The following is a 16845-nucleotide window of genomic DNA, read 5'->3' as shown; positions in this document are numbered from 1 at the left end:
CATGGGAGAACTCATTGTCGCTCAGGCAGGGAAACGGGCCATCCGCTTCGGTATCTGCCAACGCTGTCTCAGCACGGACGTCCGGACGTTCACCTGTCATCACGGAAGTTGTGCCTATTGTCGAAATTGTCTATACCTCGGGCGTGTCTGTCGCTGTGATTTTCTACAAGAACGGGACATCACGACTCCACTTGAAACGACAGAACTGACGATGCCGTTCGAGCTCGCCCCCGACCAAACACGGGTCGCAAATCAATTGCTCACGTGGTGGGACGGACAAAAGACGGGGCTCGTACATGCGGTATGCGGCGCCGGGAAGACGGAGATGACGTTCCCGGTAATTGAGCGGGTCGTCAATGCAGGGAAGCGGGTTTTGATCGTGTCCCCGAGGAAAGACGTCGCCATCGAATGGGTCGAACGGCTCGAACGAGCATTCACCGTGCCTGTCACGAGACGATACGGAGGCGGGGAGAAAGACTCCGTCGGGATGATCACGGTGGCGACCGCGCCGTTACTCATGAATATCCGAGACGTCTTCGATTATGTACTCGTCGATGAGTCCGATGCCTTCCCGTTTGCCTTTGACGTGGCGTTATGGAATACGATTCGGCGGGTCGGGAGAGGTGTCTTCTTGTTCATCACGGCAACCCCGACCGTTTGGCAACAGATGTTTCCAACGGTTCATCTGTCGCGGCGCTATCACGGATTTGATTTGCCGGTCCCGACACTTGTCAAACAGTCCGACGAACGAATCGTAGAGTTCTGTCGACGTCACGCCTTGAAACCACGTCTCTTGTTCGTACCGACGAAGCCTGATTTGGAGCGGTACCACGAGACATTAGAAGATGCAGGACTAACCTGTCGGACGGTATCGGCCGAGACCGAGGAACGGACCGACGCCCTTCACTGGCTCCAAGAGACGAAGGGCGTCGTCCTTGCGACTTCCATCTGGGAGCGGGGGATGACGGTTCGGGACGTGCAGGTCGCCGTGGTGGAAAGTGAACATCGGCTCTTCTCGACACGAGGGCTCATTCAGATGGCAGGTCGAGCGGGGCGAAAACCGGATGCGCCGACAGGAGAGGTCTGTTTCTTTTTCAAGGAGCGGACGTTCCGTCAAGATGTTGCCATCCGAAAGATCAAGGAGGCGAATCGGCGATGAGATGTCTTCTTTGTCATGAGTCGATGACCGTCCCGTGGACTCCTGCCACATTATGGCGACGGGACTGGGTGTGTCCTGCTTGCGAGTCGAAACTGACGCCGCTCGGGACGGGTTGCCCACGCTGCGGTCAACCGAATGAGACCGGTGAGACGTGTCCGGACTGCATCCGCTGGCTCGCACTCGGTCTCGACTTGACCGTCCGTTGCCTGTACGCATATGATGAGGCAGGAATTGACTGGCTACATCGATTTAAATTCAGCGGGGATGTCGTCATTGCCTCATCGGTCGCGCCAGCGCTTCGGGCATCGCGTTCATCTGGCGTGACGTATGTTCCGATCCCGTTGAGTAAGGAGCGGCTTCAGACACGTCGCTTCAATCAGGCCGAGGTGCTCGCGCGATGTATCGGTCCAACGCGACAGTTTCTCGAAAAAACGGAGGTTTCAAGTCAACGTGAACTCGGGAAAGAAGGAAGACGACACCGAACGAATCCTTTCACTGTACCAACTTCAGTGAAATGTGGGAAAATCATTCTTATAGACGACGTCTATACGACGGGGACGACCCTTCATCAGGCGGCATTTTCGTTGCGACAGGCAGGTGCATCAGAAGTTTCTGCGATTTGCTTATTTCGGGCGCTAAACAAATCGAAATCGCGTCCGATATAAAGAGCAGAGGTGAAACCAATGGATGCAGCATCTTGCCAAATGTGTGGACGCTTGTTTATGAAACAGGGTCGTTCACCGTACTGTCCATCATGTAACGAAGTCGATTATAAAAACTTCTTGAAAGTCCGCGACTTCATTCGTGAACCGGCCAACAAACAAACGACCATCGGAGCCCTCGTCGAAGCGACGGGTGTCTCTGAACTTGATATCACGCGATATATCCATGAAGGACGCTTGATCATCAAGGACAATCCGGCGCTTGCCATCAGCTGCGTCCGTTGTGGTCAACCGACGAACGAAGGAAAAATTTGTTCGAACTGCCAGAGAGATATGCAGAAGGAACTGTCCAGTCTACAGGAGAGCTTGACGAAACAATCAAGCATCCGCACTTATCGTTTGGATTAACATCATGAAGAGGGGGAAGACGCATGCGCATCGATTCAGCCAAGTGGGTACACTTACCGAACACTTATGAAAAGAAAACGCAAGTCGAACCGAAGCCCGCGCAATCACGCCAAACGGACCAATTGTCAATCTCGGCGGAAGCCCGCGCCCGGTTTGAAGAACCGGTGAAACATCCGGACCGTCTCGCAAAAATCGACGCTTTGAAAGCAGAGATTGATGCGGGCACGTATTCACGGGACGCGCGCGAAATCGCTAAACGCTTTCTACAAGGATGAATGGAAGCGAGGTCCGTTTGAGGCCTTCGCACTGAATAACACGGCACGGAAGCTGACTAAATAAGGGGCACCCCTTTCTTTAGTCGGCTCTTTTTTTGAAAAAAGGAGAGACTCATGCTCACATTACATAAACGGTTACTCGAATTGGCTTACGCGAAAGAACAGCAACTCATTCAAAATGACATGGCGTCGTTTAGCACGCTCGTGAAAGAAGAAGCGAAACTCGTCCGACAAATTTCACAAAAAGAAGCGGAACGACTTCAAGGGACGTATGAATTGGACGATGAAGAGATAGAGGAATTGAGACCGGTCTTGTTCGAGTTGAAGCGACAGAACGAATTGAACGCGACGCTGCTCGAACAATCCCTTCGTTATATTACTTGGCATCTGGATATGCTCATGCCGGAAGCAGATGATTTCACATACGGACAACAAGCGTTCGAAACACGCTCGTTCAGCCGTGACGTTTAAGGAGGAAGTGGAATGGGTTCAACATTTATGGGATTAGAGACGGCACGCCGTAGTCTCTCGACACACCAATGGGCGCTTCAAGCGACCGGGAATAACGTGGCGAACGCCTCAAACCCTGGCTATTCACGCCAACGACTCACACTCGGGATGACCGAACAGCTCTCGGTCAACTTCGGCGGGACGAAAGCCGGACAATTCGGGACAGGGGTACGCGGGGAGACGCTCGCCCGAATTCGCGATCTCATGATCGATCAACAGTATCGTGATGAGTCAGTGAAGAACGCCTTCTATGCGACGAAAGAAGCCGCGTTCGGTCGGATGGAAGACATCATCAACGAACCGTCTGAGAACGGACTCGCTAAATCGCTCGATTTGTTCTGGGCGTCACTTCAAGACTTGTCGGTCAACCCGGATGATACGGGTGCGCGAAGCGTAGTTCGGCAGCGAGCGTTGACGTTGACACAAACGTTCAACTACATGTCTACTTCGTTATCGAAAGTACAAGAGGATTTGAAAGCAGAAGCGGGCGTCGTCACGAAAAAAATCAACGACTTGTTGACGAAAATTGGTGACGTCAACCGTCAAATCGGTGATGCAGAGCCTCTTGGTGTTCTGCCAAATGAATTGTATGATGAGCGCGATCGCTACATGGACGAGTTGTCGCAATACATTGAATTCGAACGTGTGCCTGTTGATTACACGAACGGCGAAACACGTGGAAACTCGCAACGTGTCGCGGAAGGACGGATTGATATTCAGATTTCTGTGCCCGGAACACCGACTCCAACAAAGATTACGTTAGTGGATGGACTAACAGGCGGAGTTGGGAAAATTAACGACATGGAGATCACAGATGCGGCCGCAGGAACGACAACGCTCGTCTTTGACGATTTACCAAATGGGAAGTTGAAAGCGCTCGTTGATATGTACGGTTCAGCTACGGGAACAGAAACGCACGATGGAGCTTTTACCAAGATGTTGAAGGATTTAGACGTCATGGCAAAAGAGTTCACGACGGCATTTAATGATTTGCATAAGACTTTTTACGATGGGAATGTTCAAGACAACCCTCGCCAAACCGGTATTGACTTCTTTTTTGGCAGCGATGCGAAGACCGTAACGGTCAATCCAACAATTTTAGAGAACTTGAACTTGATCGCCATCTCAAAAGACAAAAACATCGGAGACGGTAGCGGGGCTCTTGACTTGGCAAACTTAAAAAGTGCGCAAATCACATTTACGGGTGGTTCATCCACTGCGACGACCTCAATCGGTAAATACTATCAAAACGTCATCGGGAACATGGCTGTCGAGGCGAGCCAGAACGGCAACCTTGCCAAGAGTACATTCGCCCTCTTGAGTAGCTCGGACCAGCGTCGTCAGTCGGTCAGTGCCGTCTCGCTCGATGAAGAGATGACGATGATGATTCAGTATCAACACGCTTATAATGCGGCGGCGCGTAACATCACGGCCGTCGATGAAATGTTAGATAAAATCATTAACGGCATGGGTGTCGTAGGGAGGTAATGACTGATGCGTGTCACACAGACAATGCTCACACAGACGAACTTGAAGCATTTATCTAGTAGCTACAACACACTCGCTCGCGTTCAGGAACAACTCATCAGCGGGAAACGAATTCAAAAAGCATCAGAGGACCCAGTCGTCGCGATGCAAGGCATTCGTTACCGGACCGAAGTACGTGAAGTCGACCAATTCCGTCGTAACGTCAGCGAGGCAACGAGCTGGATGGATTTGACGGATTCGACGCTCAACGAAGTCACGGAAGCCGTCAAGCGGATTCGCGAATTGACGACGCAAGCGGCGAACGATACGTATGAATCGTCGCAACGTGCCATCATCAAGAGTGAGGTCGATCAGTTGATTGAACATATCGGCTCTCTCGCCAACTCAAAGGCGGGTGAGAAGTATATTTATAACGGGACAATGACGGATAAGCCACTCATTAACATGGAGAAGTTAAAAGGATTCTTAGCGGCTGATCCAGCAAATCCGGTCACGATTGATGAAATCTATATGACGACACCAGTTCCTGACAAATTGAATCCGAGTGGTAAAATCGAATTTGAGGTCTCAAAAGGAATCACGGTGCAAGTGAACATGCAACCGGAGACGATCTTCGGGAGAGAGCTATTCGAAGGACTTCAAAAGTTGAGCGGATTATTGGCGAAAGATACGACGGGTGGTAGCGATCTATCGATGGAACTCGACACGCTCGACACACTCGGTCAAAACTTGATCACAGAACGCGCCGAACTCGGTGCCCGTGCGAATCGTTTGGAGCTCGTCGACAACCGTCTACAAGACCATGAGATTATCGCCAAGACCATCATGTCTGATAACGAGGACATCGACGTGGAGAAGGTCATTATGGAACTGAAGTCACATGAGACCGTCCACCGTGCAGCGCTTTCTGCAGGTGCCCGCATCATTCAGCCGACGCTCCTCGACTTCTTGCGGTAATCGGTCATGAATCTCGCGAGACTTGAGATGCGGCAGACGTTTGCCGCGATCCAGATGACGTCCAATCGTCCCGTGCTCGAGATGCGTCAAGGGCGGGCCGACCTGTCGATCCAACAAGGCAGAGCCGAGATGACGCAACAGACGACACCGGGGAAACTGGAAGTCGACTCATCGGTGGCGAGAAGTGAGAGCAACCTGAAAGGCGTGCTTGAACTTGGGAAACACCTCGGTCAGATGGGAGAGCAAGGGGCCCGTGAGGCGATGGCGAACATCGCCCGGGACGGCGACCGTATGATGCGGATCGAGAACGGGAATCCGATTCCATCGATGGCAGCGGAGAAGGTGAACGACCCATATCCGATCGTCGAGATGGGCTACATGCCAAAATCGATTGATCGTGTCAAGTTGACGTATACGCCGGCGGATGTGAAAATCGAGTGGAATATCACGCCACCCCAAATTGATGTATCGCTCACGCCAGCCGATATCTCGTTCACGCCATGGACGACGGACATCTCGCTCCGTCAACAGGCGTCACTCGAGATATGGCCGGTCGGTGGGATGTATGATGAAACGCGTTGAAAGTGAGGACAATCCATGTTCATTGAAACAGACTACTTTGGCAAGATTGAAATAAACGAAGCGGAGACGATCACGTTCGTCAGTGAGATTCCGGGGTTCCCGGAATCAAAGACGTTCGTGTTGATTCCGTACGGGGAGGATTTACCGTTCTGGTCGCTTCAGTCAATCGAGGAACAAGCCTGTGCGTTCGTCGTGACGAACCCGTTTTGGCATAAGTCGGACTATGCGTTCGAATTGTCGGATGGCGCGAAAGACCAACTTGGGATCGAAGAGGCCGAACACGTCTCGGTCTACTCGATCGTCACGCTGCGTGAGCCGTTCGAATCGTCGACGCTCAATTTGAAGGCGCCGATCGTCATCGAGACGAAGGAACGTCGTGGGAAACAAGTCATCCTAGACGATGCGTATCCGGCCCGTTATCCGCTCGGCGGCACGAAAGCGGAGGTGCGCTGATGCTCGTATTGAAACGAAAACAAGGTGAGGCCATCCACATCGGCGACGACGTGACGCTTACGGTGCTCGCCATCGAAGGCGACCAGGTGAAGCTCGGGATCGACGCCCCGCGTCATATCGATATCCACCGTCATGAAGTGTACATTCAAATGCAGGAAGAGAACGAGTCGGCACGAGATAGCGCCAACTTGATGAAGCAGATGATTCAGAAGCAGTCGGAAGCGTGAGCTTTCGACTGTTTTCATGAATCCGGTAATTGATGGATGACAGCGCTTGATGGGTTGGGATAGGATGGAAACGTGAAAGGAAGGAGGGGAATCGGTGGAAACAGGTATTAATAGTTTTCTTATCAACATCAGTCTGATCTTTTTATTCATGTCGCTCACACTCTATGTGATGCGAACAGTTTTACCGATTCAGCCGACCTCCCCGTTATTCGTACGGTTTTGGTTTGGGGTCTCTAACGGGTTGACGGCAATTCTCTTAACCATTAACTCCATCGAATTAGGGGATGCACGAATCGACCTTCGTCTCATCCCGATTGCCTTATCCGCAACGTTCGCTGGACCGTTCGGAGCTATCGTCACGCTCAGTCTGATCTTCATCGGACGCACGACGCTGCACGGAATGAGTGCTCCGTTCATAGACTCATTACTACTGTTACTTGTCTTCTTTTTATTTTCTCTCGTCATGACACGTTTACCGATTCGTCAAGGGAGAGGGTATGCCATCTACATCGGGTCAGGTGCGCTCCTCGTCTTGATTCAAGTGAGAGGCAGTGTGAATGAGACGATCTTTATAAATGTATTTGTTCCTTATTTTCTCATGTTATCTTTTGGGGCCTGGCTCTGCTATTGGGCCGCAAAGAAGATTGAGACGCATCTATGGATGTTTCTCCTACATACGCACCGGGCGACCATTGATGAGTTGACGGGACTTCCGAATCGTTACAGGACCCTCGAACAGATGAACGATTTGGAAATGTCCGGGAAACCGTGGACGTTACTCGTTATCGACGTCGATCATTTTAAACAGTTGAACGATACATATGGGCACTTGGCGGGAGACGCAGCACTTCGTCATATCGGACAAACGTTGGAACGGATCTGTCCGCCGTCTGGATTCGTCGGGCGATATGGTGGCGAAGAATTTTTGCTCGTCATTGAAGGGAGTGAAAGTATGGCGAAGGTGGCAGAAGACATCGTGCACACGGTACGGCACACGACATTCGAATTTCAAGGCGAAATCATTCCGATGACTATTTCAATCGATGCAGCGATTGCAGGGCATGAGCCGAGCATGGTCGTGTTCGAAAGAGCAGATGAAGCATTATATGAAGCAAAGCGAAATGGTCGGAATCAGGTCAAATTTGCGTAAAAATCCCCTATAACCGTTGGCGATGATGGTCCAGCGGTTATAGGGGATTTCACGTTTAGTGAATGTTTTTCTTCTTGAACTGACCGCCACGAACGTCGTGAATGTTGCCGATGGCGAGGAACGCTTTCTCGTCATAGTCATCGAGGATGTCTTTCAGTTTCGTCTCTTCGAGTCGACTGATGACCGTGAAGACGACTTTCTTCCCGTCACCCGTGTAGGCGCCTTCTCCATGAAGATACGTCACGCCACGACCGAGTCGGTCCATGATGGCCTGTCCGATATCGTCTGGTGCGGACGTGATGATCCACGCCGCTTTCGACTGGTCGATTCCTTCTAGGACGACATCGATCGTCTTGAAGGCGATGAAATAGGTGAGGAGCGAATACATGGCCCGGTCCCAACTGAAGACGAATCCGGCCGTCCCGAGGATGAAGATGTTGAAAAACATGACAATCTCCCCGACGGAGAACGGCAACCGGTTCGTGAAAGCGACGGCGAGGATTTCTGTTCCGTCGAGCGAGCCCCCGGCGCGGATGACGAGCCCGATTCCGGCACCGAGTAAGAAGCCACCGAAGACGGTCGACAAGAGGAGGTCGTCTGTGAACGGCTTGATGTCATGCAGGACGATGGTGAAGGCCGACATGAGCAGGATGGCCGTCAACGTGACGACGGCGAATGTCTTCCCGATTTGCCGATAGCCGAAGTAGATGAACGGTAAGTTGAAGAGGACGAGCCAAATCGCGAGTTTCGTCTCCGTCAAGTACGACACGATGATCGAGACACCGACGATACCACCGTCGATGATTTGATTCGGTACGAGGAACGCCTCCAAGCCGACGGCAAAGACGAGGGAGCCGAGCAGCAAAAGGACGACTTTTACAAACAGTTCGGACGCCTTGATCGGATTATGTTCACGCCTTAAGCGCTGCACTTCCTCCGGTGTCGGGGAAGGCATGGGTGTACGCTGCATACAGGATGCCCCCTTTCCATTTCTTTCAGTATACCAAATGATGCGAACCGACAATCATTTACGACAGAGAATCTGACATGAATATTCAGAATTGAGGGATGATTCCCGATAAATTATTTCGAAATCATTTTATGTTAAACTAACAAGGTTGTTGAACAATGGATGGAGGTCTATAGGATGAAGCGAGAAAACAAAACATGGTTGATGGCGTTTCAAATGATGATGAACATCATCGGGGGACTCATCGCGGCGTATGGATTGGAATCGGTCCTCATTCCGAATAACGTTTCGGACGGGGGCGTCACTGGGATCAGTATTGTCGGGTCACAACTGACGGGACTACCGCTTGGTATTTTCATCGGGGTATTGAATATTCCGTTTGTCTATCTCGGTTATAAACAGATCGGGAAGAGTTTCGCCATCCTCTCGGTTACCGGGATTGCGTCTTTGTCTGTCGGTACGGTCATCATGCACCACGTTCCGACCATCATCGAGGGGGACGCGCTCCTCATCACCGTAGTCGGTGGGATCATCCTCGGGTTCGGGATGGGGATTTCGCTTCGTAACGGGGGCGCGCTTGACGGTATCGACATGTTGGCGGTCCTCTTATCCCGTAAATTGCCGTTCGGGACGAGTGATTTGATCCTGTTTTTGAATACATTCGTCTTTATCGTCGTTTCGACGGTGTTCGGTCTTCAAGGAGCCGTCCTGTCCGCCATCGCCTACTTCATCGCCTCGAAAGTGATCCATATCGTGGAGGAGGGATTGAGCGGGGCGAAGACGTTCAAAATCATCACGAGTGAACCGCATGAGATGGTCGAGACGATTCGGGACCGTCTCGGACGGAGCGCCACGTTGAATCAAATCCAAGGGGCGTATTCCAAAGAAAGCTATTACGAAATCACGTGTGTCATCAACCGGCTCGAAGAACGAAAGATCAAAGACATCATCGATGATGTCGACTCGAAAGCGTTCGTCGTCGTGTATGAGGTGACAGAGGTCAAAGGCGGGAACTTCCAAAAACGCGATATTCATTAACGGATGGCCAAGGGTCGTCCGTTTTTTTAACCTCTACACGTGTGAACCGACTAAGCAGGAAATCACATAGGGAAAGTGGAAGAAGTCGATGCTAGAGAAAGGGGAGGATTGGGAATGTACGCACTGATTGGAAAGCTTGTCACGAAAGCGGGGCAACGCGACAGACTCGTGGCGATTTTATCGGAAGCGGCGCGGGAGATGGAGGCGACATCGGACTGTGAATCGTATCGGGTCCACGTGTCGCTCGACGAAGCGAATACCGTGTTCGTCTATGAAGTATGGCGAAATGAAGAGGCGCATGCGGCGTCGTTGTCACTTGCTGAAGTGAGGGCATATATCGATCAGGCGAAGCCGATCCTTGAGCGAATGGAGCGGATCGCCGCGCTCGAACTCCGAACGTGACTGATATGGGATGATGAAGCGGATGGCGAAGCGCTGTCCGTTTTTTGCAGGAGAAATGGCAAGGTGTCGAGAACATGACAGGATTCGGAAAGGAGGGATCGGATGCGTCCACTCATACTCGGTATCTTCGCCGCCTTGTTTTTTGCGAGCACGTTCGTGTTGAACGAAGTGATGCAAGTCGGGGGTGGCAGCTTTGCCTATAGCGCCTCGCTCCGCTTTTTGTGGATGATCCCGTTACTGCTAGTTGTGGTCGCATTTCGTGGTGGACTCAAGCGAGTCCTCTCGGCATTGAGAGAAAGTCCTCGTCCATGGATTCTTTGGGGGACGGTCGGATTCGGACTGTTTTACGTCCCGATTTGTCTCGCAGCCGAGGTCGCACCCCCGTGGCTGATTGCGGGCACGTGGCAAGTGACGATTGTCGCCGGGGCACTGTTGTCCCCACTCTTCAAGAAGGTAGACGGGACACGGGAACGAATCCCATGGCGCGGACTTCGCTTCTCGGTCTTGATTCTCATTGGGGTCGTAATGATGCAAGTGGAGTTTTTCGAGTCTTTCGAACCTCGGTTCATTTGGCTTGGGGTCGTGCCGGTCATCATCGCCGCATTTGCCTACCCGCTCGGAAACCGGAAGATGATGCAGCACACGGACCTCGACGTGTTCGAGCGAATCCTCGGGATGTGTCTCGGGTCACTCCCGGTCTGGCTCCTGTTGTTCGGTTACGGGTTGACGACGGGGCGTCCCTCATCGATTCAGCTCGGGCAGACGTTCCTCGTCGCCCTGTTATCCGGGGTTGTCGCGACCGTGCTATTTTTCATGGCGACCGATTTCGTCAAACATGACATGGGAAGACTGGCGTCCGTCGAAGCGACGCAAGCGCTCGAAGTCCTGTTCGCACTCATCGGGGAACTCGTCTTCCTGCATGCCGTCATGCCGTCGCCGATCGCTTTGTCCGGGATCGCGCTCGTCATGGTCGGGGTCGTCTTCTACAGTCGGAGTCAGTTTATGGAGCTTCCGACCGTCGTCCGACAAGAGACATAAAAAATCCCCTCGGTCTTTTGAGCGAGGGGATGGTCATTAACTTGTTGTCAAACTGCCTTTGACTTTGTCATAGAAATCATCCATCATACCGGTACGGCTACCGAGTTGGCAGATCAGTTCGAGCGTTTCTTTATAGAACTTCTTGACGAGTCCTTTGTTTTTGACGCCGTCCATTGATGCGAGCGTCTGATCGAGATTCTCTAAAATCTCTTTGATTTGCGCGTCTGAGTCCGGTTTGACGACTGTCATGTTCTCAGGGATGCTGACGACTTTTTCTTGACCTTGGTGACGGAACGATGCACCGAAGCCAAGGTTCTCGATGAAGAGGTGAGGCATCACTTTTTGACCGAAGAAATGCTTGTGCCAGTCCGTTGCTTTCATCGTGTCCATGTCCTGTTTGAACGTAGATGCCGTGGAGACATATTGTTTAAACAAATCCGTCATGAATTTCTCGATGACGGGGATTTGAAGGGCGAAGACGTTTTTCAAGAGCGCGTCGAGCTGAGCGCGTGTCAAAGTAGTTTCGTTAGACATGTCAGTTCCTCTTTTCTATAGTACGTTACTACCATCGTATGGGATTGACGGACACTCGTCAATGTAAGGGGAAACATTTTTTCAGAATATTTAATGAAAAGTCGTCAACTTGTGGGATAATCAAGTGAAGACATTAACAAGTGAGGAGTGGTTCTTGTGAACAAATCGATGAAATGGGCGCTCGCGCTCGGTGTGACAGGTGCATTGGTGGCGACAGTCGGTGTCGTCTCGTCCCGGGGACGGACAGAGGATACGACGCAGACGATTCGTGACCGTGAGCTCGGCTATGAGATCATCTTGCCGTCGAAGATTGTCGAGGCGATCGAGCGAGGTGATGTCTATATCGAAAAGGTGCAGGACGTCGTTGACATCGGGGACACGAAGAGCTACGGTACGTTCGATTTATACTATAACGTTGAGGACGGGGACGACCAACTCTTGTTCCACCTGGACTTGATCGACCGCGAATTGACTCAAGAGGCGTTCGCGACAGAAATCGGCTACGGCAACTATCTCGGGACGAACGACAAGACGTTCTTCTGGGTCGAACCGACAGAGGCCGTCCCAGGTGCGGAGGCGCATACGGATGAGATTGCCGAGTTGATCGAGACACTTCCTGAGTTAGAGTTTCGAACGTTATAACATGGAGAGACTGCAGACGGCTGAATCGTTTGTAGTCTTTTTCAGAGAGGTGGGGGACGTGTGCGAAAGACATTACCAAGCCGAAGACGAGATTATTCGGAGGGATTGATTGTAATCCTTTTGTTTATCGTCGCGATGTATATATTTGATTTACCGAAACAAGAAAGCTTTTTCACCTTGGCTGTTGTCATCGTCATCTCAGTCATGATGCGAGAATTGACTTATCTTTTTCAGAATGAAAGAAATCATTGAATGTCTGCTCGCTACGGCGGGCTTTTTCCTTTGTGCTACAATACAAATGAGGTGATGTGAATGAATTGGACAGTAGAAGAAGTCAAACAGGCAGATGACGTCAAGGCGTTAGAACAGGCGGTCAACGCGAACGACAAGATTGACGTAAAGGTCGGGCATGAGTCGATCGGGCAGAACGACTATGCGGTATATGACGGGGAGACACTCGTCGGGTATCTCATGCTTTTCCCGTATCTTCCGAACGAGTATGAGGTGAATGCCCTCGTCCATCCGGAATACCGGAAACAAGGTGTCTTTGCGGCACTACTTGAGACGGCGAAACAAGACGCGAAATTGAACGGTTGCGAAGCGTTCACGTTCGTCATCGACCGAAATTCAGCGTCCGGGAAAGCAGTGCTCGAGCATCTTCAGGCGGCGTATCAGTTCTCGGAATACAATCTCGTCTTGAAAAAAGCGGAGCTCTTCTTGAAACCGGACGATGTATCGTTACGTGAGGCGACAGCAGACGACCGTCCGCTCATCATCGCGACGCTCAGCGAGGCGTTCGGTGACCCGGTCGATGTGACGGAAAACATCTATCAACAAATCGACACGCCGGACCGCGTGACGTATATCGGCGAAGTCGACGGCAAGCCGGTCGGCGTGATTCGCGCTCTTCTCACTGGGGATGACGCGGCCAGCATCCATGCGTTCGGGGTCAAAGTAGGCGAGCAAGGCAAAGGCTACGGCACGAAAATGTTGAAACAGATGGTCCAACAACTGTTCCGCATGGGTCGGACGAAAGTCGAGCTCGATGTCGAGACGGAAAACAAGGCGGCGCTCGAGATTTATAAACGTGCCGGTTTTGCGGAGAATGGCGGCTATGAGTTTTACATGATCGAAGTGTGAGGTGAACCACATGGTGAAAAATCTGAAATGGCTCGGCGCGGCGTTTGAAGCCTTCCTCGGGATTCCGCTTCTCGGCGGTCTCTTCATCATCGGGATGGGCTATTCGCCCCTCGGTTTCATGTTTGTGTACCACGTGATCGTATTGATTCTTTCGTTCAGTCGATTGAATCGATTTTCTTACGGCGCGGCGGTCGGAATTGCGGCATCAATCCTCGGCTTTATCCCGTTTGTCGGAATGATGCTGCACTGGGCGGCTGCCATCACGCTCGCGATTGACGCGGCGACGACCCCACGACGTGTGGTGCACGTCGAACGTGACGATGAAGCATTCTAACGAAACGTACTCCTTGACGGGGGTACGTTTTTTCATTGACCAAACGTTCAACTGAAAACGCTATACATTCATTGGAAATTGGACGATATAAGGAGTGATGAACACAATGAGGAGGAACAAACAGTGAAAGTATTTAAAAACTTTACGACACAATTGCTCGCGTGGATTTTGGTCACGTCCTTTATCACGGGCGGAGCGGTCGGCTACATCACCCTATTACTCTTGACGGAACTCGAGATGGAACAAGGTCAAGTCATGCTCGTCGGTACGGTCGTGGCATTACTCATCTCGTCACTCGGCGGGGGCGTCATTTACTTGATTGCCCGTCGTCCATTGAAAGCGGTCGAGATGGCTTCTGAGAAAGCAGTCGAAGTCGGGAACGGGGACTTGACGGTACACTTCGCCGACGAGAAGACAACGGATCGTTCAGAGATGGGACGTCTACTCTTGTCGATGGACAACATGGTCGAACACCTTCGGGAACAAGGCACGAACATGCGTTACACGGCTGACCAATTGACGGGTTCGGCACAGGAAATTGCAGCTTCAGTTCAAGAAGGGAACGTTGCAGGAGAAAGTATCCGTTCTGCGATGGACTCCCTCAACAAGATGTTAGAAGACAACGTCAGTGCGACGTATAACTCGATGGACTTGCTCGGAACGGTCGCACGTACGATGGAGAGCATCCGCCAAGAGATGTCATCGGCGCTTGATTCGGCGAGTGAGATGCAACAGGAAGCGGAGAGCGGGAAGGGTCTTGCCTCGTCTTCGGTCAATGCGATGCATGCAATTGCTGGGAAAGTGGAGCAATCATCAACACTTAACAGCCAGTTGACGGAAATGACAGGCGAAATTTCGCGGATCACGGATGTCATCAGTGACATTTCGGCACAGACGAACTTGCTTGCCTTGAACGCATCGATCGAAGCGGCACGTGCCGGTGAGCATGGGCGTGGATTCGCCGTCGTTGCGGCAGAAGTGAAAAAGCTCGCGGAACAAACTGCGAACTCGACTCAAGAGATCACGGACCTCATCGTCGACGTGAAACGTCTCGTTGGCGATACATCGTCTTCCATGGCGAACGTCAAAGCGGAAGTGGAGACAGGCGTAGGTTTAGTTGAAAAAGCGGGTGGTGCCTTCGCATCGATCCACAATTCGGCAAATGAAGTATACAGTCATGTCCATTCGGTCGATTCACTCCTTGATGAGTCACGCGGTCAGATCGATTCGGTTGTGACAAACTCGGCAGGCATCGTTGGCATGGTCGAAGAAGCATCGCGTTATGCGAATGAAGTGACATCAGCCGCGAGCCAGCAAGCGGCAAGTCTTGGTGAAGTGAACGGGGCGATGTCAGAGCTCGTTCGCGTCGCAGAGAGTTTGCAGAATGAGACGGAACAGATGAAGGTGGAAGTGTAAGTCAGAATAGCCCACTCGAGTTGGTCGTAAATGACCGATGGGAGTGGGCTTTTGTATACACATTGAAGATTTCTATTCAAAACGTGTAACTTTTTTCGAAAAAGACTAAACAGATGAGAACGGACTCCGATATAGAGTATGGAAACGATAAAACGTTCCAACAAATGCAAGGTGAGGGGCCGGCCTAAACCTTGCATGCTCGGACAAAAGGATTTGGAAGAGCGTAAAAACTTAAACCTATGGAGGGAAATTACAATGATTATTAACCACAACCTTAACTCAATGAACGCACACCGTAACATGTCGTTCAACACAACACAAACGGGTAAAGCGATGGAGAAATTATCTTCAGGTCTTCGCATCAACCGTGCAGGTGACGATGCAGCTGGACTTGCGATTTCTGAAAAAATGCGTGGGCAAATTCGCGGTCTCGATCAAGCGACACGTAACGCGCAAGATGGAATCTCAATGATTCAAACAGCTGAAGGTGCATTGAATGAGACACATTCAATCCTTCAACGCATGCGTGAACTTTCGGTTCAAGGTGCAAACGACACTAACGTTGTCGCAGACCGCAATGCAATTCAAGAGGAAATCACTGCATTGTCAACTGAAATCACAAGAATTGGAAATAACACAGAGTTCAACAAACAAAAACTCTTAAATGGTGATTTAGCTTCAAGTATTACTAATGTTGGTGCTGGTATCGGACCAGCTGCGGGTATTTCAAAAATTAGTTCTTCTGGTGCTGAAGCAGCAACTGACTATACAGTAGCATTCGATTTAGCTACAGGTGACCTTACTGTTTCAAGTGCGACTCTTGGTAAATCTTCGACTATCAATGTATCAGGAGATGTTCCTGCTGCTGGGTCAATGGAGTCTAAGGAAATTAACTTCACTGAGTTAGGAATTTCATTAGAAATCAATGAAGGATTAACAGCTGATATTACTGCAACGAATACATTTGAGGTTGCAGGTGGTGGATCGATTAACTTAATGATTGGTGCTAACGCTGGTCAGAACATGACTATTGGTGTAGATGATATGCGAGCTACTGCTCTTGGAGTAGACTCATTGGATGTAAGTAATACAACTAACGCACAAACTGCCGTTACTTCTATTGAAAATGCAATTAAGACAGTTTCGGAACAACGCTCTAAACTTGGTGCGAGCCAAAACCGCCTCGAGCACACAATCAACAACTTGAGCACATCTGCTGAAAACCTTCAAGCTGCTGAATCGCGTATCCGTGACGTTGATATGGCGAAAGAGATGATGAACTTCACGAAGAACAACATTCTTAACCAAGCTGCACAAGCAATGCTCAGTCAAGCAAATCAGCAGCCACAAGCAGTTCTTCAACTTCTTCGTTAAGATTTTTCTTCAAGTTTTTAATCAGTACTCACAAGGTGCAATGAGCATAATAAAACCCGTCTCTCGTTTATCGAGGGACGGGTCTT

Annotated in this window: 22 protein-coding genes; 20 read left to right on the top strand and 2 right to left on the bottom strand. The window is 50.8% G+C overall.

The window, feature by feature from the left end:
• Position 1 precedes the first annotated feature (1 nt).
• The 11 genes from BV910_RS11100 (at position 2) to BV910_RS11050 (ending at position 7871) form a co-directional block, all read left to right on the top strand.
• Positions 2-1159 (top strand): DEAD/DEAH box helicase family protein, encoded by a 1158-nt coding sequence (locus tag BV910_RS11100; protein WP_168169854.1) that lies wholly within the window; start codon positions 2-4, stop codon positions 1157-1159.
• Positions 1156-1824 (top strand): ComFC family protein, encoded by a 669-nt coding sequence (locus BV910_RS11095; RefSeq protein WP_078147353.1) that lies wholly within the window; start codon positions 1156-1158, stop codon positions 1822-1824. Before BV910_RS11100 ends, BV910_RS11095 begins: the two co-directional genes overlap by 4 nt.
• Before the next feature lie 57 nt (positions 1825-1881).
• A complete protein-coding gene (locus BV910_RS11090; RefSeq protein ID WP_240499843.1) occupies positions 1882-2229 on the top strand; it encodes a flagellar protein in 348 nt (115 codons plus the stop codon).
• A 23-nt stretch (positions 2230-2252) separates the two neighbouring features.
• Positions 2253-2504, top strand: coding sequence for a flagellar biosynthesis anti-sigma factor FlgM (locus BV910_RS11085; protein ID WP_012726982.1), 252 nt, complete (start codon positions 2253-2255; stop codon positions 2502-2504).
• A gap of 114 nt (positions 2505-2618) precedes the next feature.
• A complete protein-coding gene (flgN, locus tag BV910_RS11080) occupies positions 2619-2975 on the top strand; it encodes a flagellar export chaperone FlgN (protein WP_078147351.1) in 357 nt (118 codons plus the stop codon).
• 12 nt (positions 2976-2987) lie between these two features.
• The gene (gene flgK, locus BV910_RS11075; protein ID WP_078147350.1) at positions 2988-4502 is read left to right on the top strand and encodes a flagellar hook-associated protein FlgK; all 1515 of its coding nucleotides are present in this window, start codon (positions 2988-2990) and stop codon (positions 4500-4502) included.
• 6 nt (positions 4503-4508) lie between these two features.
• Positions 4509-5459 (top strand): flagellar hook-associated protein FlgL, encoded by a 951-nt coding sequence (gene flgL, locus BV910_RS11070; RefSeq protein ID WP_078147349.1) that lies wholly within the window; start codon positions 4509-4511, stop codon positions 5457-5459.
• A gap of 6 nt (positions 5460-5465) precedes the next feature.
• A complete protein-coding gene (locus BV910_RS11065; protein ID WP_078147348.1) occupies positions 5466-6041 on the top strand; it encodes a DUF6470 family protein in 576 nt (191 codons plus the stop codon).
• Between the two features lie 15 nt (positions 6042-6056).
• Positions 6057-6494, top strand: coding sequence for a flagellar assembly protein FliW (fliW, locus tag BV910_RS11060; RefSeq protein ID WP_078147347.1), 438 nt, complete (start codon positions 6057-6059; stop codon positions 6492-6494).
• Positions 6494-6721, top strand: coding sequence for a carbon storage regulator CsrA (gene csrA, locus BV910_RS11055; protein ID WP_078147346.1), 228 nt, complete (start codon positions 6494-6496; stop codon positions 6719-6721). Before fliW ends, csrA begins: the two co-directional genes overlap by 1 nt.
• Positions 6722-6815: 94 nt before the next feature.
• A complete protein-coding gene (locus BV910_RS11050) occupies positions 6816-7871 on the top strand; it encodes a GGDEF domain-containing protein (protein ID WP_143404779.1) in 1056 nt (351 codons plus the stop codon).
• 55 nt (positions 7872-7926) lie between these two features.
• Here the strand turns inward: BV910_RS11050 and BV910_RS11045 are convergent, their stop codons facing one another.
• Complete coding sequence (locus tag BV910_RS11045) at positions 7927-8841, bottom strand: YitT family protein (protein ID WP_078147345.1); 915 nt, start codon at positions 8839-8841, stop codon at positions 7927-7929.
• A gap of 177 nt (positions 8842-9018) precedes the next feature.
• Between BV910_RS11045 and BV910_RS11040 the strand changes: the two genes are divergently transcribed.
• The 3 genes from BV910_RS11040 (at position 9019) to BV910_RS11030 (ending at position 11319) form a co-directional block, all read left to right on the top strand.
• Positions 9019-9879, top strand: coding sequence for a YitT family protein (locus tag BV910_RS11040; protein ID WP_078147344.1), 861 nt, complete (start codon positions 9019-9021; stop codon positions 9877-9879).
• Between the two features lie 114 nt (positions 9880-9993).
• The gene (locus BV910_RS11035; RefSeq protein ID WP_031422801.1) at positions 9994-10281 is read left to right on the top strand and encodes a putative quinol monooxygenase; all 288 of its coding nucleotides are present in this window, start codon (positions 9994-9996) and stop codon (positions 10279-10281) included.
• Between the two features lie 102 nt (positions 10282-10383).
• Positions 10384-11319 carry a DMT family transporter gene (locus tag BV910_RS11030; protein WP_078147343.1) on the top strand — a complete coding sequence of 312 codons (936 nt, stop codon included), beginning with the start codon at positions 10384-10386 and terminating at the stop codon, positions 11317-11319.
• Positions 11320-11355: 36 nt separating this feature from the next.
• Here the strand turns inward: BV910_RS11030 and BV910_RS11025 are convergent, their stop codons facing one another.
• Positions 11356-11853 (bottom strand): hypothetical protein, encoded by a 498-nt coding sequence (locus tag BV910_RS11025; RefSeq protein ID WP_031422805.1) that lies wholly within the window; start codon positions 11851-11853, stop codon positions 11356-11358.
• A gap of 156 nt (positions 11854-12009) precedes the next feature.
• On the opposite strand from BV910_RS11025, the gene BV910_RS11020 reads away from it, so the two are divergent.
• From BV910_RS11020 to BV910_RS10995, 6 genes are all read left to right on the top strand, one after another.
• Positions 12010-12495, top strand: a complete 486-nt coding sequence (locus BV910_RS11020; protein ID WP_078147342.1) for a hypothetical protein — start codon at positions 12010-12012, stop codon at positions 12493-12495.
• 60 nt (positions 12496-12555) lie between these two features.
• Positions 12556-12747 (top strand): hypothetical protein, encoded by a 192-nt coding sequence (locus tag BV910_RS11015; RefSeq protein ID WP_078147341.1) that lies wholly within the window; start codon positions 12556-12558, stop codon positions 12745-12747.
• A gap of 60 nt (positions 12748-12807) precedes the next feature.
• Positions 12808-13635 (top strand): GNAT family N-acetyltransferase, encoded by an 828-nt coding sequence (locus BV910_RS11010; RefSeq protein WP_078147340.1) that lies wholly within the window; start codon positions 12808-12810, stop codon positions 13633-13635.
• Between the two features lie 10 nt (positions 13636-13645).
• The gene (locus tag BV910_RS11005) at positions 13646-13969 is read left to right on the top strand and encodes a hypothetical protein (RefSeq protein ID WP_078147339.1); all 324 of its coding nucleotides are present in this window, start codon (positions 13646-13648) and stop codon (positions 13967-13969) included.
• Positions 13970-14092: 123 nt separating this feature from the next.
• Positions 14093-15385, top strand: coding sequence for a methyl-accepting chemotaxis protein (locus tag BV910_RS11000; protein ID WP_078147338.1), 1293 nt, complete (start codon positions 14093-14095; stop codon positions 15383-15385).
• A gap of 255 nt (positions 15386-15640) precedes the next feature.
• A complete protein-coding gene (locus BV910_RS10995; RefSeq protein ID WP_078147337.1) occupies positions 15641-16759 on the top strand; it encodes a flagellin N-terminal helical domain-containing protein in 1119 nt (372 codons plus the stop codon).
• Positions 16760-16845: the final 86 nt, after the last annotated feature.

The organism is Exiguobacterium sp. HVEsp1 (genome assembly GCF_002009685.1).
Lineage (GTDB): Bacteria > Bacillota > Bacilli > Exiguobacteriales > Exiguobacteriaceae > Exiguobacterium > Exiguobacterium profundum.
Note: the sequence above shows the minus strand (reverse complement) of the source record. Positions and strands in the feature narration are given on the sequence as shown.